We start from the raw sequence: 19465 nt of genomic DNA on the forward strand, positions 1-19465 counted from the left end.
TTGTGCTCACGTGAACGGAATCCCTCCATGTCTGACTGTGATCTTGCGGAGGGGAACATATCTGACCGTCGGGTTGTATGGGTAATTGAACGATATTCACTGGTTGCGTGTTTAATTACCGCCTGGTTCGAACATGTGTCTCGGTAAGGTGTGCGCTGTCGAGGTGCCACCTACCGCCCGCCGTACGTCCGTCAGAACGCATTCCGTCCGGGCTTTCTCGTCGACGTCGTGCGTGCGCTCGGCCAGCGAAAGGGCGACCTCCAGGCTTTCCCCCGCGGAGTCGAGCCGCCCGGCTGCGAAATGTGCCTGACCGAGGTGACGCAGTGCCTGGATCTCCTGGTGGGCGGCGCCGATCAGGCGGGCGATGTCGAGGGCGTCCACGAAGTGCCGTACCGCCTTCTCGGGTTCGCCCGCTTTCCGGTGTGCCTCGCCCAGACCGATCAGCGTGTCGGCCTGACTCTTCCGGTCGCCCAGCGCGCGGAATTCCACGAGGGTCTCCTGGTAAAGAGGGAGAGCCGCGGCGGTGTCACCCGATTCCGTGAGGACATCGGCCAGGCTGCCGCGCACCGTGGCGCGGTCGTAACGGTTACCGGAGTGCTCGATGAACGCCAGTGATTCCTCGAACGACCGGCGTGAGGATTCCAGGTCTCCGCGACGCAGATGCAGATCGCCGATGTTGTTGAGCGTCTTTCCGAGCGCCGCGTGATCTCCCGCCTCGGTGAATCCGCTGAGCGTCTTCTCGAAATGTTCCAGCGCGCGGTCGTACTCCCCGAGAAAGAGCAGGGTGACCGCCATGTTGTTGTGCAGGCGCGCGCGGTCCAGGGAATCTCCGGATACCGCGGTGATCGCGAAGGACTTCTGGAAGAGGACGAGCGCCGCCTGGTGGTCGCCCATGTGCCAGTTCAGGGTGCCGAGCGTGCGCAGCACCTCGGCTTCCGCCTCCTCGTCCCCGGTCGCACGGGCGATCCGCAGGGCCCGGCCGCCGCTCTCGGCCGCCTCCGGGTAGCGCGCGGTGTGCGCGTGGACGGCGCTGAGGTGCAGCAGGGCACGGCACAGCGCTGCCTGCTCGCCGGTCCCGGTCCAGTGCTCGACGGCGGTCTCCAGGACGGCCTCGGCGTCGAGCCAGTGGCACTCCTCGTCGAGGAAACCGGCCATGGCGTAGGCGAGTCGGGCGGCGGCCCCGGGACGGCCCTGACCACGCGCCCGGCGCTCGGTGGCCAGCAGGTTCGCGCGCTCGGCGGCCAGCCAGGACCGCGCGGCCCCGGCGTCGGGCCAGTCGGGCAGCGCCGCGCCGGAGCCGCGCCCGCGCCGCCGCGCGGGCCTCGTACGGCGGGGGTACGCGAGTCGGTCGGCGCGGTCGGCGGCGTCGACGTGGAAGTCCGTCAGGCGCCGGAGGACGTCGGCACGCTCCTCGTCGGTGTCGTCGGCGAAGGACCTGGAGTGGCCGTACTCGCGCAGCAGGTCGTGGAACCGGTAGCGGTCCGGGGTCGGCTCGCGGAGCAGATGGCAGGCCAGCAGCGACTCCAGCACGCGCTCCGCGACGGCCGGGCGCAGGTCCAGCGAGGCGGCCGCCGAGTCCACCGTGAAGTCCGGGCCGGAGTGCAGGCTGAGCCTGCGGAACGCGGCGCGCTGCTCCGGCGTGAGGGTCCGGTACGTCAGGTCGAAGGCCCGCAGCAACTCCTGCTCGGCATCCCTGATCTCGCCCAGCCGGCCCTCGGTACGGGTCAGGCGGTCGGCCAGATTGCCGAGCGTCCAGGCCGGGTGGGCGCGGAAGCGGCTCGCGACCAGCTCGATCGCGAGCGGGAGATGGCCGCACAATCGGACGATCGTGGTGATCTCCCGGATGTCCAGGGTGCGTTCCTCGCCCGCGCAGGCGCGGAACAGGGCGATGGCGTCGTCGGTCGGCAGCACGTCGAGGGGGATGTGCCGGGCCTGCGGCAGACCCGTCAGCCGGCGCCGGCTCGTGATGATCGTCAGGGTGGGCGAGCCGCTCGGCAGCAGCGGGCGGATCTGGTCGGCGCTCACCGCGTCGTCCAGGACGATCACCGCCCGTCGCTCCGCCAGCATGGTCTGCCACAGCGCGGTACGGCCCTCCAGCTCGACCGGGATGGTCTCCGCCGGTGTGCCGAGCAGACGCAGCAGGGTGGCCAGGGCCGCGCCGGGACCCAGCGGTTCGCCGACGGGGGAGTGGCCACGCAGGTCCACATACAGCTGGGCGTCGGGGAACCGCTCGGCCAGCCGGTGCGCCACGTGCACGGCCAGGCTGGTCTTGCCCACCCCGGCCATGCCGCTGACGGTGCTGACGGACTCCAGGCTGATCACCCGGCCCTGCTCCGCCGCCGCGTCGACCGCGGCGCTCAGGGCCCGCAGTTCGGCGCGACGGCCGATCAGGGCCGGCTGATGCGGCAGGTTCCTCGGCGGACGCGGGCGGGCCGGCGGCGGTGCCGCGACCGGGCGGGCCGGGCGGGGCACGGCCGGGCGGCCCCGGACGAGATCGGCGGCCGGCACCCGATCGAGGATCCCGCGATGGATGCGGTCCAACTCGGCTCCCGGGCGGGAGCCGTACTGGGTCATCAGCATCCGGCGGGTCTCCTGGTGCACCCGCAGCGCGTCGGTGTACCGGGCGCCGCCGTAGTACGCCAGCATCAGCTGACCCGCCAGCGTCTCGTCGCCCGGATGCCGGTCGACGAGAGCGGACAGCTCGGCGGTCACCTCCGTGTACCGGCCGAGCCGGAGCCGGGCGGCGATCCGGGACACGGCGGCGCCCAGCCGCCGCTCCGCCAGCGTCCGGCGGGTGGTCTCGGCCCACAGTCCGGGCAGCCCGGCCAGCGCCTCGCCCCGCCAGAGCCCTTCCGCGCGGTCGAGGAGGGCGGCCGTCCGCTCGTCGTCGCCGTCCGCCGCGACGGCCCCGGCCCGCGCCACGAGCTGCTGGAACCGGTGCCAGTCGACGGCCTCGCGGGCGGCCTCCAGCGTGTAGGTGTGGGCCCGGCTGACGATGCGCGGCGCGCTCGCGGACGACGGGTCGGCCAGCCGCAGCCGCCTGCGCAGCCGCGAGACATAGCTGTGCGCGTTCTCCCGTGCGTGCGGCGGCGGTTCACCGTCCCAGAGCCGGTCCATGAGCACGCCCAGCGCGACCGGCCGGCCCACGTCCAGTGCCAGCAGGCCCAGCAGGGTCCGCTCCTTGTCCGAACCGAGCTCCACCCGCCGGCCGTTCGCGCGCAGACCCACCGGGCCCAGTACCTGGAATTCCACCAGCGCCTCCCGCTGGTCCGGCCGTTCGACGACCACGGCACCGGGGATGGTCATGCCATGGAGCGAAGAGCATGACAGGGAGGGCAGGGGGTTCCAAGAGGGTCCGGTGTGCTGGCCGAATCGCTTCCTTGCCGGAGCCCCGACGTCCGTGGCCTGCATCGTCGGAGGCCCGCCGGGGGTAGGACCACCTTGATCGATGTAGCGGGCAACCGGTCGGAGGGGGACGAGCGGTATGAGTGCGGCGCGGGAGGACGACCAGGGGAGAGCGAGCAGCAACACCATCGGTGGATCGGCCCGGTTCTACGGACCGACCGTCCAGGCCCGTGACGTCCACGGCGGCATCCAGGTCCGGACCGCCCCGCCGCAGCCACCACCGAAGCCCCGCCAACTGCTGCCGGTACCGGCGCACTTCACCGACCGGCGGGACGAACTGGAAGCCCTGGACCGGCTGCTCACGCGGCATACGGACGCGGGGTCCCGGCAGCCGCTGATCGTGGTCAACGGTCCGGCCGGCATCGGGAAGACCACCCTGGTCTCCCGCTGGCTGCGCCGGCACGAATCAGCCGCCCCCGACGGGCAGTTGCACGCCGATCTGCGCGGACACGCGGCGGGCGGACCGGCGGACCCGGGCGAGATCCTCGGCCGGTTCCTGCGTGCGCTCGGCGCCTGGGCGGTCCCCGTCGACCTGGCGGAACAGGCGTCCCTGTGGCGGTCCGTCACCGCTGACCTGCGCATCGCGGTGGTGCTGGACAACGCTTTCTCCGCGGCACAGATCCGGCCGTTGTTGCCGGGCGGGCCCGGCAGCCTCGTCGTCGTGACCAGCAGGCACCGGCTGACCGGGCTGCGGCTGGACGGAGCGGAGTTCCACCGGCTGCGGGCGCTGGGCCCCGCCGCGGGGGTGGAGCTGTTCCTGCGCGGTGTCGGCGAGCGCCGGGTCGCCGGGGAACTGCCCGCGGTCCGCCAGGTCGTGGACCTCTGCGCGGGTCTGCCCCTCGCGGTGTGTCTCGCCTCCGCCCGGCTCGCCGCCCGCCCCAGACAGCCGGTCGCCGCACTGGCCGACGCGCTCACACCCGACGTGGGCCGGCTGGCCGCACTGGAAGTCGAAGGGGAGGCGACCGTGCGCAAGGCCCTGGACGCGTCGTACGCGGTGCTGGGACCGGAGGCCGCCCGGATGTACCGGGCCCTCGGGCTGCTGCCCCTGCCCGAGTTCGACGTCCGGACGGCCGCCGCGGCCTGCGCGGAGCCCCTCGACTGGGCGGAACGCCGGCTGGACGAACTCGTCGAGGCCAACATGCTGGAGGAGGTCGGCCCGGACGCGCTCCGCTTCCACGACCTCGTCCGCCTCCACGCCCGCGACCGCGCGGCCCTGGCCGACACCGAGGCGGACCGGGAACGCACCCTGCGGCGCGTCGCCGACTGGCACCTGCTGACCGCGACCGAGGCCCAGCGCCTCATCACCCCGATCCAGTTCACCCTGCCCCGGACCTACGCGCAGCCCTTCCCGCTGCCCCCGCCCTTCACCGACGACCGCGGCGCCCTCGGCTGGCTGCACGAGCGACGCGGCCACCTCATGGCGATCCTCCGCCTGGCCGCCGAGCGCGGCTGGCACGCCACGGCCTGGCAACTCGTCGACGCCATGTGGCCGTTGTTCCTGCGGCTGCGCCACTACGACCTGTGGATCGAGGCGCACCGCATCGGTCTGGAGGCCGCCCGCCGTGACGGACACCGGGAGGCCGAACGTCAGATGCTCAACTCCGGGGCCATCGGGCTGAGCGCCGCCCGCCGGCTGGACGAGGCCGTGGAGTGGTACACGGCCGCCCTGTACGCGGCGCGCGACGGGGAGGACCCCCGCGACGAGGGACAGGCGCTGCTCGGCCTCGGCAACTGCCACTTCGAGGCGGGGCGGTTCGCCGAGGCCGTGTCGCGGCTGAACCGCGCGGTGGCGACCTGGGAGGAGTGCGGCTACCCGCGCGGCGTGGCGCTCGCCCGGATCACGCTCGGCGAGGTCGCACTCGCCGAACACGACCCCGAGCGGGCCGTCGCCTGCTTCGCCCGGGCCCGGCAGGGACTCGTGGAGGCGGCCGACCCGCACGACACGGCCCGGGCCCTCGCCTTCCTCGGCCGGGCCCGCGCCCGCACCGGCGACCACGCCCTGGGCATCGCCCACATGACGGAGGCGCTCGCGGTGTTCACCGCCTCCGGCGCCGTCCACTGGCAGGCCCGCACCCTGGAGATGCTCGGCGACACCGCACGTGAACGGGGCGAGGACACGGCCGGTGAGGAGTACCACGCCCGCGCCCTCGCCCTGTACGAGACCACCAGTCCGGCGGACGCCCGCCGGCTCCGGCGCACGTAGGCACCGACGTGCTCACCCGCCGTGCACCACGCGGATGTCGTGGATGTCCCGCAAGGTGTGCCCCGCCACCAGCCAGGCGTGCAGACAGGACGCCAGCAGGGGTTGGTCCGGTGGAACCCGGTGCGCCAGCGGCAGGACCGTGCGGCTGGTCCCGTCGATGACCGCCCAGCCGCCCCCGGTCAGCGGCGCCGCGGCCAGCCGGCACCCCGGATGGGCGGCCGTGAGGTCGCCCAGTCGGCGCACCGCGTCGGCGTACGGACGCGGAACCCGTTCGTGCAGCACATCGGCGCAGACCGGCCACCGGACCCCGGGGCACGGCCCGGCCACCGCGGCGACGTGCTCGTCCGCACCGGTCACCGATCCGCCCGTGCCGGGCGGGTCCCCGGGCGCCAGGAGACCGACCCGGGCCAGCACCTCGTGGTCGCCCGCGGTCGAGCGGACGCGGAGCGACAGGTCCGCCGCCGGGGCGCTTCGCGGACCCCGGGGACACGGGGGCGAGGCCCGCAGCCGCACGGAGACGAAGCGCATCACGCCGGCACCTCCCGCCGCCCGCGCGCCCAGGTGTCCAGCGGGGGCGGCTCAGGGAGCGGGACCGTCACCGGTTCGTGGGCGGGCTGGCCCAGACCCAGCAGGCGGTACATGAGCCGCCGCATGTTGCGGTTGAAGCGGCCGGGTTCCGAGGTGATGCGCGAGGCGATCGCCGCGTACTCCTCCCGGCGGTACTCGGCCGCCGTGTACCGGAGCTGGCCGACGAGCGGGTGGGCGGGCGAGAGCGCCGGCGCGGTCACGGCGAGGGTGGCGGCGGGCGAGGCGGGGTTGATCTCCCGGTCCGGTGAACCGGCCAGCAGGATCGGCGCACCGGTGAGCGTGCCGTACAGCGTCACCGAACCGTGGTCGCCGATGATCCAGTCCGCGGCTATCAGGACACTGCGCCAGTCCGCCTCCGGCGGCACGAGTGCGGTACCGGGCTCGGCGCAGCGCGCCAGCCAGGCCCTGACCTGCCAGGAACCGTGCCCCGACCACACGTTGGGGTGGACCAGGATGACGGACCGGAACCGTCCCGCGGGCAGTTCGGCGGTCAGCCGGGGCAGCAGCGCCTCGAACCGGCCGAAAGACGAGCGCGCCCCCCAGGTCGAGACGACCACCACCAGCTTCTCGCCGTCCGCGAGGCCGAGGGCCCGGCGGTAGCGGGCGCGCAGCGGCAGGCTCGCCGTGATCCGGTCGTGCGCCGGATCGCCGACCACATGGGTGAGCGGGAGCACCTCCGGGCAGTGCCGTTCCAGGTCGGCCAGTTCGGCGTGGTGGGGCACCGCCACGGCGGCGGGCAGCCGGCCGCCGGGCACGAGATCCGCTCTGCGCAGCCCCGCCACACCCGGCTGCCGCACCGAGACCAGCCGCTTGAGGTAGCCGGCCCCGTGCGACATCGCGATCACCGGCCCGGAGATCTTCTCGACGCCCCGCGGACCGGCGGCGAGAGCCAGGTCGAACCGCATCCGCACCGCCTCGTCCCACGGCAGCACCGCGCCTCCCAGCCCCTCGAGGAAGCGCGGGACCTCGTCGCCGAAGACGTGCGGCGGAGCCGTGAACACCACCTGCACCCTGAAGTCGGCCTCCAGCAGCGCCAGGACCTCGACCAGCCGCTTGCCGTAGGTCAGGGTGTGCACCACGACCAGCACCAGCTTGCGTTCGACGAGCGTCAGCCACTCACGCTCCTCGACCGACGACTCCGTACTCTTGCGCAACGCCGACATCAAGACCCCCGTCGTCCGTGCGGGACCGGCTCGGCCCCGTCTGCCGGGCGTTTGCCCCTCCCGATGGACGGAAGGCCTGCCGGGACCTTGCGGAAACCTTGCAGCGGGCGTCACGAGAACACGTGCACCACTTCGATCTCGCCCACGACATGGGCGTTGAACTCGTCCAGCTCCTCGGCCGGCACCCACAGTTCGAGGATCGTCCGGCCGCCCGCCTGCTGGACCGGATACCTGCGCAGGAACGCGGTGTCGACCTCGAACCGGGTGACATAGCCGGCGCCGTCGTGCTTGACGTTCCAGTCCCGGGCGATCCGGATGGCGTAGTCCTCGTCGAGGACCGGGTAGAAGATCGGCTGCTCGGGCAGCCGGGGCGGCCAGGCCCGCCAGCCCAGCTCACGGACCAGCTCCAGCTCCTTGGGGCCGGTGGGACGCCAGAGGGTCGTGGTGGCTGGGGGGAGTTGCTCGGTCATGGGATTCGTTCTCCGGATGCGGCGACCGCCGGCGCGGTCGGCTACGGGCCCCGACGCTATCGGGCGGTCCACGCCGGCGGCCACGGACCTCCGGCTACCGCTGCTCGTAGCGTGCGACGACCTCGGCGAGATAGCAGCGCAGCATCGCCTTCGCCTCGTCGAGGAGGTCGGTGTCGCCCTCCGGGGCGCGCCGGAACGCCTCCTGCGCGAGGGCGTCGGCGGCGAGGATCGCCGCATGGCAGGCCCGCGCGAGCGCCTCGTCGTCGGGGGCGACGCCCAGCGCGAGCAGCACCCGGCGGATCCCGTCGGCCATCCGCCGCTTGTGCTCACGGTCCGCGGCCCGGGTCCGCTCGGTCAGCCCGCTGCCGAACCACAGGGCACGGAAACCGTGTTCGGTGCGGTAGACGCGGGCGAAGGTGTCGATGAGCACGCCCACGGGATCGTCCCACCGCTCCCGCGCCGCCGTCCGGACCAGCTCGTCCATGACGTCTTCGAGGCGGGCGAAGTAACCCGTGGCGAGGGCGTCGATGATCGCGTCACGGTCGGGGAGGTACTGGTACAGCGAGCCGACCGACACCTTCGCCTCGGCCGCGACCCGCGTCGTGGTGAGCGCCTCGACGCCCTCGCCGACCAGGATGCGTTCGGCGGCCTCCAGCATCAGGGCCAGACGGGCCTTGCTGCGCGCCTGCCGCGGCGTGCGGCGCAGGGGAGCGCCACCGCCCGGACCCGCGGTCGCCTGGACCAAAGGACTGCCTCCAAACATGAACGTGACTTTGTTTCACGTTTACGCTACCTTCGCGCCCATGACCGCCTCAAGCTCGGCGCTGAGACAGGAGCGGGCCGCCGTCGCGGACGTCTGCCGGCGCCTGGGGGCCGCAGGCCTCCTCATCGGCACGGCCGGCAACGTGAGCGTACGCGTCGAGGACCGGGTCGCGGTCACCGCGACCGGAGCGGTCCTCGCCGAACTCACCCCGGACCAGGTGACCGTGGTCGACCTCGACGGCGAGGTGGTGGCCGGAGGTCTGCGGCCGACCTCGGAACTGGAGCTGCACCTCGGGGTCTACCGCCGCTACGGAACCGGCGCGGTCGTCCACACCCACGCTCCGATGGCCACCGCGGTCTCCTGTGTGCTCGACGAACTGCCCTGCATCCATTACCAGTTGCTCGCTCTCGGCGGCACGGTGCGGGTCGCGCCCCACGCCACGTTCGGCACCCCCGAACTCGCCGAGTCGGTAGTCACCGCGCTCGACGGGCGCAGCGCCGCCCTGCTGGCGAACCACGGCGCCGTCACCCACGGGACGACCCTCGACAAGGCCGTCGAGAACGCCCTGCTGCTCGAATGGGCCTGCGGCGTCTATCAGCGCGCGGCCGCCATGGGCCGGCCCCGTTTCCTCGACGAGCAGCAGCAACTCGCCGTGATCGAGGCCGCGATCGCCCGCGACTACGGCACCACCCACCCCGTACCACCCGCGCAGGAACAGAGCCGATGAGCCGATGAAGCCGATGAGGCGACGAGGCCGATGAAGGGGGATGGCCGATGAAGATCTTCACCATGGGCGTGCACGTCCTGGACGTGCTGGTGCGGCCGGTGCAGGAGATACCCGAGGGCCAGGGCGCGACGCTGGTCGACGACATCCGGATGACCGCCGCCGGCACCGCGGGCGGCACCGCGCTCACCCTCGCCAAGCTGGGCGCGCAGGTGCGCACCGCCGGCGCCATCGGCTCCGATCCGACCGGCGACCTGCTGGTGGGATTGCTGGACCGGGCGGGCATCGACACCGAGCACCTCGTCCGCCGCACGGACACCGCCACCTCCGCGAGCGTGCTGCCGATCCGGCCCAACGGCGACCGCCCCTCGCTGCACCTGCTCGGCGCCAACATCACCTACGGTCTCGACGACGTCCCCTGGGACGCCCTCGCCGAGGCCGACCATCTGCACCTGGGCGGACCGGAGTTGATCGGTGTCGAGGTCACCACGCGCATCCTGTCGTACGCCAGGGAACACGGTGTCGTCACCTCCGTGGACCTGCTCGCCCCCGGTGTCCTCGGCAGCTTCGACCAGATCGAGGCGGCCCTGCCTTACATCGACCATCTGCTGCCCAACGAGGACCAGGTCCTCGGCTTCACCGGCGAGAGCGACCTGCTGACGGGCGCGCGCAAGCTCCTCGCCGCCGGTGCGGGCGTCGTCGCCGTCACGCGCGGCGGCGACGGCGCGCTCGTGGTGAGCGCGGACGGCGCGGAACCGGTCCCCGCCTTCGTGGTCGACGTCGTCGACACCACCGGGTGCGGTGACGCGTTCTCGGCCGGTTATCTGCGGGGCGTGAGCCTGGGCCGTACGCCGAGCGACGCCGCCGTCCTCGGCAGCGCCGCCGCCGCACTCGTCGCGCAAGGGCTCGGAAGCGACCACGGCGACTTCGACCTCACCGCCGCCGACGCCTTCGCCGCGACGACCAAGTCCCGCACCTGAGGGGGATCGAGGAGAGGGAGGGGCCGGCTGCCGGGAGGTGAAGGGGCCGGCGGTCGGGCCTCGGCCCGGGTCCCGGTGCCCGTGCACCTCACCCTCGCCGTGTACGAGCGGGTGCGGACGAACGGCCCCGGGGACCGGCGGACCTCGCTTCCATGTTCACCGGAGCCCCACGGGTGGTACGCCACGAGCAGGCGGGCGCGGGCCACGACACCGGCGTCGGCCGTACCGCTCTCGCCCACCACCCGCACGTGCTCGCCTTCGCCGAGGAGCGCGCGCCGGGCGTACGGGCGCTGCCGACGGAGAAGGGACATGGCGATGAGTGAGGCTTCGGACACCGCACTGCTGCTCGTACGGGTCGTGCTCGGTGTGGTGATGCTGGCGCACGGCTGGAACCACTGGCGCGGCGGAGGCGGCATAACCGGTACCGCCGGCTGGTTCGGCGGGCTCGGACTCACCCGCCCGAGACTCCAGGCATGGCTCAGCGTCCTCACCGAACTCGGCGCGGGCGTGCTGCTGTTGGCGGGATTCCTGACCTCACTGGCCTGCGCGGCGGTGCTGTCCGTGATGCTGGTCGCGGGCCTGCTGGCACACCGCCGCAACGGCTTCTTCGTGTTCAAGGAGGGCTACGAGTACGTCCTCGTCCTGGGCGTCCTCGCGGTGGCGCTGGGGGCGTGGGGGCCGGGGGAGTACGCGGTGGACGAGGCCGCGGACATCGGGGTGACCGGATGGACGGGCGCCGGTGTGGTGCTCGGGGTGGGTGTCGTCGCGACGGCCGGGCTGCTGGCCGTGTTCTGGCGACCCCGGCAGGAGAGTTGAGGGGGGGCGCCCCGTGCGCGTCGGCTTCATCGGACTGGGCGGCCAGGGAGCGCCGATGGCCCGCCGGATCGTCGAGGCGGGCTTCGTGACCACCCTGTGGGCCAGACGGCCCGCCGCCCTCGACCCCTTCGCCGGCACCGCCGCCGGGACCGCCGGCTCACCGGCCGAACTGGCCGCCGCCAGCGACCTGGTGTGCCTGTGCGTGGTGGCCGACGCGGATGTGGAGCAGGTCGCCTCCGGCGTACTGGAGGGACTGCGGCCCGGCGGGGTGATCGCCGTGCACTCCACCGTCCACCCCGACACGTGCCGCCGTCTCGCCCAACGCGCCGCGAAGCAAGGCGTGTCCGTGCTGGACGCCCCGGTCAGCGGTGGCGGACGGGCCGCCGAACAGGGCACCCTGCTGGTCATGGCGGGCGGGGACCCGGAGGTGTTCGCCTCCTGCCGCCCGGTGTTCGCCACCTACGGCGACCCGGTCGTCCACCTGGGTCCCGTCGGTGCGGGTCAGGTCGCCAAACTGCTCAACAACACCCTGTTCACCGCCCAGTTGGCCCTGGCGGCCGACACCCTCGCGCTCGGTGGGGCCCTGGGCCTGGATCCGGCGGCCCTCGGCCGTGTCCTGCCGAGCGGCAGCGCCGCCAGTTTCGCGCTGGAGCGGGTCGCCGACGCGGGCGGCACCCTCGACCGCATCGGCGCCCACGCGGGCGGGCTGCTCGCCAAGGACGTACGCCTGCTGGGCGAGGTCGCCGACGCGGCGGGCCGGACCGCTACGGGCCCGGTCCGAGACGCCGCCCGCGCCGCCCTGGACGCCATGGGGAGGTGAGGAAGACCGTCGCACCCGGCCGGGCACGCCCCCTCCCTCGCCCCGCCGGGGCGGTCGTCCGTCCGTACGCGGGTACCCGTCCCACTGCGGAAAGGGGCGCACCGCGCTGTCGGCACGGTGTGCGGAGATCCTCGAAGCCGCGCTGGAGGATTCCGCCGCCCGCGGCTTCGAGGGCACCTCGGTCGACGCGGTCGCCGAGGAGAGGGAGCTCCGCGCCATGGCGTCGTCGCGCGGGCCCGGATCCCCCGGCACCGGCCCCGCGCCCCCGGTGACCGGCTCGCCGCAGCCACCGACACCACCCGGTGATCGTCGTCCGGGCCCCTAGAGCGCCACGGGCGCCGTCGAGTGCGGCGGAGTCCTTGGTGCCCGGCGCGCGGACCCCGGCCGGGCCACCCCGACGGAGGCCCGGGCGGGCTCATCGGCACACGGTACGTGTGACGCCGCCGCCACCCTCGAACTGCCCTGCACCGCCTCCGGGACACTCCCGCGGGTGGCGCCGGTACTCACCTGGTGGACGCCCCCTTGACGGGGGCTCGAGGCGGATCGACACTCGATTCGGGAATCCTAGTGAACGGGTAGGGAAACAATGGGGCGACTGGAGCCGACACTCGGCCGAGCGGGCCGTACGGCGTGTTCGTCACCCCTTCTCACCTCCCGCCGTCACATCGACCTGAAGCGCGTCTGCAGCGCCATCAGGTTCCAGGACTGAGCCGGGCCCGTCCCCGCGCCGAACCGCACCGGCGGTGTCCCGCGGACGCGGCCGCACCCGGCACGTGCGGACGAGGTCCGCACCTCCCTCTTCGACGTCGCATCCGCCGCGCGCACGTCCCGTGTGCGTCCCGCCCCCGGGGAGAGTCATGTCCGTCACACCACTGGCCGCCCACCCGTCCACCCGGCCCGCCGCCGCCTTCCGGGGCCGGATCGGCAGGGACGCGCGCAGCGGCCACTACGCGGTGCCGCGCCGTTACCGCCTCCATCTGGCGGCGGCCGACCCCGACTGTCTGCGCATCGCCGTCACCCACAGCCTCCTCGGCCTGGACAAGGCCTGCCCGGTCACCTTCCTGCCCGCCGTCCCGGACTGCCCCGACGGAGGCCACTCCGCGCTGCGTCCGCTGTACGACGCCAGCGCGCACCGGTACACCGGACCCGCCCTCGCCCCCGTGCTCAGCGACGACTGGTCCGGGCGCATCGTCAGCAGCCACGGCCCCGACATCGCCCGGGACCTGGCCCGGCACTTCGGCGGCGGCCGGCCCACCCTGTACCCGTGCGGCCAGGTATCCCAGATCGAGGCCGTCGAGCGGATGTGCGCCCAGGGCATCGAGGAGGCCGCCCAGCGCGCCGGAGCGGCCGACGCCGAGGAGGCGGAGCGCACCGCCGCCCTCGACACGCTGCTCACCACGCTCGGGGTGCTGGAGCGAGGGCTCGGTGCCCACGAGTACCTGATCAGCGATCAGATCACCGCTGCCGACGTCGAGTTGTGGGTCGCCCTGGTCCAACTCGACACCGTGCACCGCTACCACCTGGACGCGGGGGCCGTGCACCGCATCGCCGACCACCCCGCGCTGTGGGCCTACGCCCGCCGGCTGGCCGCTCGTCCGGCCTTCGGCGCCCACCTCGACCTGGACGCCATCGCCCGCCGCCACCACGCCCGTTGCCAGGGCCTGGAGGCCGCCGGCGCCGCTGTCCAGATCCTGGACTGGGAGACCCACGCGGAAGCCGGTGCGGCGGTCCGACCGCAGGTCAACCGGCCCTGACCCGGTCCATCCACCGGACCGCCGTTGACATTCGTTCGGGCAACTGTCTTACTTACGGCCCAGAACGGTCATGAGCGTCAGCGACAAGCCCTGGCTAGCTGACCGGCAACCCTCGCTCCGCGGTGGGGTGCCCCAGGTGACGACCGGACCGACGTTTCGGTAATGACGTATCGGTAAGCGCGAGGGCCCCTCAGGGGCCGGAACAGTGATGGAGACGGACATGTACGCAGCTCATCGGACGGCGCCCCGTCGCCCCCGGGGCTGCGTACGGCCGTACCTCGACATCCTCGTCGCCAACCGCGCCGTCGATCTCCTGCGCGTGAACAGCGCACTGTGTACCGCACCGGGCCGTGCCCGCTGTCGGGGCTGAACGAACCCCTCGCACCGCAGCCCCGCCTCCGCGTTCCTGACGAACACCGCCCGAGCGGTGTGCCGTTGTCCGCCCCACCCCGGTCTCCTGTACGCATCCGTGCGCCATGCCCTGTTCGCGCCCGCGGAGCGGTTCCCGCCGCCCCGCCGAAGCGCGTCCGGCCACGCACGTCCGCCGTGACCCGGGGTGTCCCACTCCCGCCGGAGCCCCTCATGAGTGAACCCCCAGGCGCCGTGACCCTCGCCGAGCCCGCACCCGCCATCGACGTCCCGTCGGAGAAGCTCACCGCCCAGCGCGTCCAGCCGCTGCGCAAGCCCGGCCGCTGGATCGCCACCGCCGTGGCCCTGGTCCTGGTGGCGCAGTTCACGCACGGACTGATCTCCAACCCCTTCTACCAGTGGGACCGCTTCGGCTACTGGTTCCTGCGGCCGGTCATCCTCGACGGACTGCTGATCACCCTCGAAGTGGCCGCCTACAGCGCGGTGCTGGGCCTCCTCGGCGGCATCCTGCTCGCCCTCGCCCGGCTCTCGAAGAGCCCGGTGCTGCGCGCGGTCAGCTGGACCTACGTGTGGGCGCTGCGCTCCATCCCGCTGATCGTGGTGCTGCTCTTCCTCTACAACTTCAGCGCCCTGTACCAGACCCTGAGCGTGGGGGTCCCCTTCGGCCCGGCGTTCTTCCGCTTCGACGAGTCCCGGCTGGCCACCGACATGGTGATCGCCGTCGTCGGCCTCAGCCTCAACGAGGCGGCCTACGCCGCCGAAGTGGTCCGCGGCGGCATCCTCTCCGTCGACCAGGGCCAGCACGAGGCGGCCGCCGCCCTCGGCCTGCCCAAGCGCTACCAGTTCTGGAAGATCGTCTTCCCGCAGGCCCTGCGGTCGATCACGCCGAACTACGTCAACCAGCTGATCGGCCTGGTCAAGTCCACCTCGCTGGTCTTCTACGTGTCGCTGCTCGACCTGTTCGGCACCGCGCAGACCATGGGCGCCACCTATCCCGGCGACATCGTGCCGCTGCTGCTGGTCGTCACCGTCTGGTACCTGATCCTGACCAGCCTCGTCTCCGTCGTCCAGTTCTACGTCGAGCGCTACTACGCCCGGGGCGCCACGCGTTCCCTGCCGCCGACGCCGCTTCAGAAACTGCGGACCGGTCTCACCGACCTGCGGGCCCGCATCCGCCGGGAGGCCGCCGTATGACCACCGAGACCGTGCAGAGCGCCGACACCGCCGGGATCGTGCCCGCCGCCGTCGAGGTGCACGACGTGCACAAGTGGTACGGCGCCCACCGGGTCCTGGACGGTGTGAGCCTGACCGTGCGGCCCGGCGAGGTCACCGTGATCCTCGGCCCGTCCGGCTCCGGCAAGTCCACCCTGCTGCGGGTCATCAACCACCTGGAGAAGCCCGAGATCGGCTACGTCAGCGTCAACGGCGAGCTGATCGGCGTCCGCCGCAACGGCGACCGGCTGCGCGAGCTGAGCGAACGGGCCATCCTGACCCAGCGCGGCCGGATCGGCTTCGTCTTCCAGAACTTCAATCTCTTCCCGCACCTGACCGTGCTGGACAACGTCGCCGCCGCGCCCACCGCCACCGGGCGACTCGCCAAGTCCGCCGCCCTGGAACTGGCCCGCGAACTCCTGGACCGGGTGGGCCTCGCCGACAAGGCCGCCGCCTATCCCCGGCAGCTCTCCGGCGGCCAGCAGCAGCGCGTCGCCATCGCGCGCGCCCTCGCGCTGCGCCCCGGCGTCATCCTCTTCGACGAGCCCACCTCCGCCCTCGACCCCGAGCTCGTGGGAGAGGTCCTCGCCGTCATCAAGGACCTGGCGACCAGCGGCACCACGCTCGTCATCGTCACCCACGAGGTCGGCTTCGCCCGTGAGGTCGCCGACCGGGTCGTCTTCATCGACGACGGGAAGATCGTCGAGCAGGGCCCGCCCGGCGAGGTCCTCGACGCACCGCAGCACGAGCGGACCCGGGACTTCCTCAGCAAGGTGCTCTGACACCGAAGCACCCCACGACCTCCCCCCACGCCACCACCCTCTCGCCCAGTCACATCAGTCACAAAGGACGGCCATGTCTGCCCACTTCACCCGACGCAGCCTGCTTCGCGGCATCACCGCGGCGACCGCGGTCGCCACTCTCGCCACCGGGCTCGCCGCCTGCGGTGGTGACAGCGAGGCCGCCACCACGACCGACGGCGCGGCCGGCAGCGTGACCATCGGCCGGGTGTCCAACGGCGCCGCCGAGGAGACCGCCCTGAAGGTCTCCGAGGTCAAGTCCATCAGCGCCGAACTGCCCGACGCGATCAAGAAGAGCGGCAAGCTGAACATCGGCATCGGCGCCCTGCCCTCCGGCTTCGCCCCGCTCGCCTACGTCGGCGACGACCAGAAGACCCTCACCGGTGCCGAACCCGACCTCGGCCGCCTGGTGGCCGCGGTCCTCGGCCTGAAGTCGGAGACGAAGAACTTCACCTGGGAGAACCTCTTCGTCGGCATCGACAGCGGCAAGGTCGACGTCGGCTTCTCGAACATCACCGACACCGAGGAGCGCAAGAAGAAGTACGAGTTCGCCTCCTACCGTCAGGACAACCTCGGCTGGGAGGTCAAGAAGTCCAGCACCTGGAACTTCGACGGCAACTACGAGAGCCTCGCCGGTCTGACCGTCACCGTGGGCTCCGGCACCAACCAGGAGAAGATCCTCCTGGAGTGGAAGAAGAAGCTGGAGTCCGAGGGCAAGAAGCTCACCGTCAAGTACTACCCGGACCGCAACGGCATCTACCTGGCGCTCGCCAGCGGCAAGATCGACGCGTACTTCGGCCCCAACCCCGGCATCGCCTACAACGTCTCCCAGACCGCGGGCAAGGCCAACGCCACCCGCAACGCGGGCACCTTCTCCGGCGCCGGTGAGACGCTCCAGGGCCTGATCGCCGCCACCGCCAAGAAGGACAGCGGTCTCGCCAAGCCGGTCGCGGACGCCATCAACTACCTGATCGAGCACGGTCAGTACGCCAAGTGGCTGGCGGCCTACAACCTCTCCAACGAGGCCGTCGCCAAGTCCGAGATCAACCCGCCCGGACTGCCGCTGGACAACTCCTGACCGATCGTCACCACCACGATCACGCGTGCAGGTTGAGTCAGGCACGACGGCAACGACAGCTACGACAGGAAGGGACTCCGCCTCCGTGACCACCTCGATCGACCTCCGCGGAGGCGGAGCTCCGACCGTCGCCCACCCGCACCCCCTCGACAACGCCGTGTGGGCCGCGCTCGACGGCCCGCACGCCCGTCTCGCCGACCGGGTCGGCCGCGCCGCGCGCTACCCGGCCGACGTCTACGACTTCGCCGCCCTCGCCGACCCCGGGGACCCCGCCGCCTGGGATGACCTGCGCACCCTCGTCGGCCCTGGAACCGCCGTACGCATCAAGCCCGTTCAACAAGTTCCCGACGGCTGGGAGGTCATCGGAGGGGGCGAGGGCGTCCAGCTCGCCGCCACCGAGGCGTTCCGCACCGAACCGGCGCCCGAAGCCGTACACCTCGGCCCCGACGACGTGCCGGAGATCCTCGACCTCGTCGCCCGCACCCGCCCCGGCCCCTTCCTCCGGCGGACCGTCGCCCTCGGCACCTACCTCGGCATCCGGCACGAGGGACGCCTGATCGCCATGGCCGGCGAACGGCTGCGGCTGCCCGGCTGGACCGAGATCAGCGCCGTCTGCACCGACCCCGACCACCGCGGCAACGGCCTTGCCACCCGGCTGATCCGCGCGGTGGGCGAAGGCATCCGCGAGCGGGGCGACACCCCGTTCCTGCACGCCGCCGCAGGCAACGCCCCCGCGATCCGCCTCTACGAGTCCCTCGGCTTCACCCTGCGCCGCCGCTCGACCATCGTCTCGGTGCGCACACCGGGAACATCCGGCGATTTCGCGGCGTTCTGACTGATGACGAGATGTGTGAGGCGCCGCGCGGCGCCTGGAAAGAGGGAGGTGCGGACGTGACCCACATACGCCACGCCGTACACCTCCACTCCCGGCCCCACATCGACCTTCAGCGCGTGGCCGGCGCGCTCTGTTGCTCCTGACCCTTCCCCAGCCTTCGGCCGGGGAGACCCCCGGTTCGACGCGCTCGCACCCCGCCGTGTGCCCGCGCCGTCTCCGCGCGCAGGCCGGCGCTCTCGTACGGACCTCCAGGAAGGCACCCTCGTGTCCTCGACCCCCTCCTCCCCGCTGCATCTCGCCGTCGCACTGGACGGCACCGGCTGGCACCCCGCCTCCTGGCGCGAGCCCGTCGCCCGACCCCGTGAGCTGTTCACCGCCGGATACTGGGCCGACCTGGTCGCCGAGGCCGAGCGCGGACTGCTCGACTTCGTGACGATCGAGGACGGCCTCGGCCCGCAGTCCTCCCACTTCCTCGACCCGGACGACCGCACCGACCAGGTACGCGGCCGGCTCGACGCCGTCCTCGTCGCCTCCCGTGTCGCCCCGCTCACCCACCACATAGGCCTGGTGCCGACGGTGGTGGCCACGCACACGGAGCCCTTCCACCTGTCCAAGGCGATCGCCACCCTCGACTACGTGAGCACCGGCCGCGCCGGCCTGCGCGTGCAGATCACCGCCCGCCCCACCGAGGCCGCCCACTTCGGCCGGCGCACCATCCCCCGGATCGAGGCCTACGACGCCCCGGCCACCCAGGAGCTGGTGACCGACCTGTTCGACGAGGCCGCCGACTACGTCGAGGTCGTGCGCCGGCTCTGGGACAGCTGGGAGGACGACGCGGAGATCCGGGACGTGGCGACGGGCCGATTCGTCGACCGCGACAAACTCCACTACATCGACTTCGAGGGCCGCCACTTCAACGTCAAGGGGCCCTCCATCACCCCGCGCCCGCCGCAGGGCCAGCCACTGGTCACCGCCCTCGCGCACGACACGGTCCCCTACCGTCTGGTGGCCCGCGCCACCGACGTCGGGTACACCACCCCGCACGACACCGGCCAGGCCCGTGCGATCGTCGCCGAGATCCGCGCCGAACAGGAACGGGCAGGGCGGGCCGCCGAGCCGCTGCACGTCTTCGCGGACCTGGTGGTCTTCCTCGACGACGACCCGGCCGAGGCCGCCGCCCGGCGCGACCGCCTCGACGCCCTCGCCGGCGAGGAGTACCGGAGCGACGCCCGCATCTTCGCCGGCTCGCCCGCCCAACTCGCCGATCTCCTCCAGGACTTCCAGGCAGCCGGACTGACCGGGTTCCGGCTGCGCCCGGCCGTCGCCGGCCACGACCTCCCGGCCGTCACCCGGGGTCTCGTCCCCGAACTCCAGCGCCGCGGCGCCTTCCGCCGTGCCTACGAGGCCGACACCCTGCGCGGGCTGCTGGGCCTGCCCCGCCCCGCCAACCGCTACGCCGCCGTCTGAGCGGGAGGGAGACCCCAC

The 19465-nt window shown here is 72.8% G+C and carries 18 protein-coding genes and 1 riboswitch; of the genes, 13 read left to right on the forward strand and 5 right to left on the reverse strand.

Features of this window, described 5'->3' with window-relative positions; genetic code table 11:
* Nucleotides 1–111 precede the first annotated feature (111 nt).
* Nucleotides 112–3306, reverse strand: coding sequence for an AfsR/SARP family transcriptional regulator (locus tag OG736_RS37050; RefSeq protein WP_327186300.1), 3195 nt, complete (start codon nucleotides 3304–3306; stop codon nucleotides 112–114).
* Between the two features lie 178 nt (nucleotides 3307–3484).
* On the opposite strand from OG736_RS37050, the gene OG736_RS37055 reads away from it, so the two are divergent.
* Nucleotides 3485–5608 (forward strand): ATP-binding protein, encoded by a 2124-nt coding sequence (locus OG736_RS37055; RefSeq protein WP_327186301.1) that lies wholly within the window; start codon nucleotides 3485–3487, stop codon nucleotides 5606–5608.
* 12 nt (nucleotides 5609–5620) lie between these two features.
* On the opposite strand, the gene OG736_RS37060 is transcribed toward OG736_RS37055, so the two are convergent.
* From OG736_RS37060 to OG736_RS37075, 4 genes are all read right to left on the reverse strand, one after another.
* A complete protein-coding gene (locus tag OG736_RS37060; protein ID WP_327186302.1) occupies nucleotides 5621–6136 on the reverse strand; it encodes a hypothetical protein in 516 nt (171 codons plus the stop codon).
* Nucleotides 6136–7359: a hypothetical protein gene (locus OG736_RS37065; RefSeq protein ID WP_327186303.1), complete on the reverse strand. Its 1224-nt coding sequence runs from the start codon at nucleotides 7357–7359 to the stop codon at nucleotides 6136–6138. Before OG736_RS37065 ends, OG736_RS37060 begins: the two co-directional genes overlap by 1 nt.
* Nucleotides 7360–7469: 110 nt before the next feature.
* Nucleotides 7470–7829: a hypothetical protein gene (locus OG736_RS37070; protein ID WP_327186304.1), complete on the reverse strand. Its 360-nt coding sequence runs from the start codon at nucleotides 7827–7829 to the stop codon at nucleotides 7470–7472.
* 94 nt (nucleotides 7830–7923) lie between these two features.
* Nucleotides 7924–8592, reverse strand: coding sequence for a TetR/AcrR family transcriptional regulator (locus tag OG736_RS37075; RefSeq protein WP_327186305.1), 669 nt, complete (start codon nucleotides 8590–8592; stop codon nucleotides 7924–7926).
* A 40-nt stretch (nucleotides 8593–8632) separates the two neighbouring features.
* Here OG736_RS37075 and OG736_RS37080 point away from each other — a divergent pair, with 40 nt between their 5' ends.
* The 12 genes from OG736_RS37080 (at nucleotide 8633) to OG736_RS37135 (ending at nucleotide 19447) form a co-directional block, all read left to right on the forward strand.
* A complete protein-coding gene (locus OG736_RS37080; protein WP_327186306.1) occupies nucleotides 8633–9319 on the forward strand; it encodes a class II aldolase/adducin family protein in 687 nt (228 codons plus the stop codon).
* A 47-nt stretch (nucleotides 9320–9366) separates the two neighbouring features.
* The gene (locus OG736_RS37085) at nucleotides 9367–10296 is read left to right on the forward strand and encodes a carbohydrate kinase family protein (RefSeq protein ID WP_327186307.1); all 930 of its coding nucleotides are present in this window, start codon (nucleotides 9367–9369) and stop codon (nucleotides 10294–10296) included.
* A 152-nt stretch (nucleotides 10297–10448) separates the two neighbouring features.
* Nucleotides 10449–10619, forward strand: a complete 171-nt coding sequence (locus OG736_RS37090; protein WP_327186308.1) for a hypothetical protein — start codon at nucleotides 10449–10451, stop codon at nucleotides 10617–10619.
* Nucleotides 10612–11112 carry a DoxX family protein gene (locus OG736_RS37095; RefSeq protein ID WP_327186309.1) on the forward strand — a complete coding sequence of 167 codons (501 nt, stop codon included), beginning with the start codon at nucleotides 10612–10614 and terminating at the stop codon, nucleotides 11110–11112. Before OG736_RS37090 ends, OG736_RS37095 begins: the two co-directional genes overlap by 8 nt.
* Before the next feature lie 13 nt (nucleotides 11113–11125).
* A complete protein-coding gene (locus tag OG736_RS37100; protein WP_327186310.1) occupies nucleotides 11126–11932 on the forward strand; it encodes an NAD(P)-dependent oxidoreductase in 807 nt (268 codons plus the stop codon).
* Nucleotides 11933–12789: 857 nt separating this feature from the next.
* Complete coding sequence (locus OG736_RS37105; protein ID WP_327186311.1) at nucleotides 12790–13686, forward strand: glutathione S-transferase C-terminal domain-containing protein; 897 nt, start codon at nucleotides 12790–12792, stop codon at nucleotides 13684–13686.
* Between the two features lie 66 nt (nucleotides 13687–13752).
* Nucleotides 13753–13872, forward strand: a riboswitch (SAM riboswitch).
* Between the two features lie 396 nt (nucleotides 13873–14268).
* A complete protein-coding gene (locus OG736_RS37110) occupies nucleotides 14269–15249 on the forward strand; it encodes an amino acid ABC transporter permease (RefSeq protein ID WP_327186312.1) in 981 nt (326 codons plus the stop codon).
* Nucleotides 15246–16049 carry an amino acid ABC transporter ATP-binding protein gene (locus OG736_RS37115; RefSeq protein WP_327186313.1) on the forward strand — a complete coding sequence of 268 codons (804 nt, stop codon included), beginning with the start codon at nucleotides 15246–15248 and terminating at the stop codon, nucleotides 16047–16049. Before OG736_RS37110 ends, OG736_RS37115 begins: the two co-directional genes overlap by 4 nt.
* 73 nt (nucleotides 16050–16122) lie before the next feature.
* Nucleotides 16123–17145: a transporter substrate-binding domain-containing protein gene (locus tag OG736_RS37120; RefSeq protein ID WP_327186314.1), complete on the forward strand. Its 1023-nt coding sequence runs from the start codon at nucleotides 16123–16125 to the stop codon at nucleotides 17143–17145.
* 85 nt (nucleotides 17146–17230) lie between these two features.
* Nucleotides 17231–17980, forward strand: a complete 750-nt coding sequence (locus OG736_RS37125) for a GNAT family N-acetyltransferase (RefSeq protein WP_327186315.1) — start codon at nucleotides 17231–17233, stop codon at nucleotides 17978–17980.
* An 11-nt stretch (nucleotides 17981–17991) separates the two neighbouring features.
* On the forward strand, nucleotides 17992–18123 hold the full coding sequence (locus OG736_RS37130; RefSeq protein ID WP_327186316.1) for a putative leader peptide: 132 nt from the start codon (nucleotides 17992–17994) through the stop codon (nucleotides 18121–18123).
* Between the two features lie 121 nt (nucleotides 18124–18244).
* Entirely contained in the window at nucleotides 18245–19447 is a 1203-nt protein-coding gene (locus tag OG736_RS37135; protein WP_327186317.1) for an LLM class flavin-dependent oxidoreductase, read from the forward strand.
* The last annotated feature ends 18 nt before the right edge of the window (nucleotides 19448–19465 follow it).

This window comes from Streptomyces sp. NBC_01334 (assembly GCF_035983595.1).
In the GTDB taxonomy this organism is placed as follows: domain Bacteria; phylum Actinomycetota; class Actinomycetes; order Streptomycetales; family Streptomycetaceae; genus Streptomyces; species Streptomyces coriariae.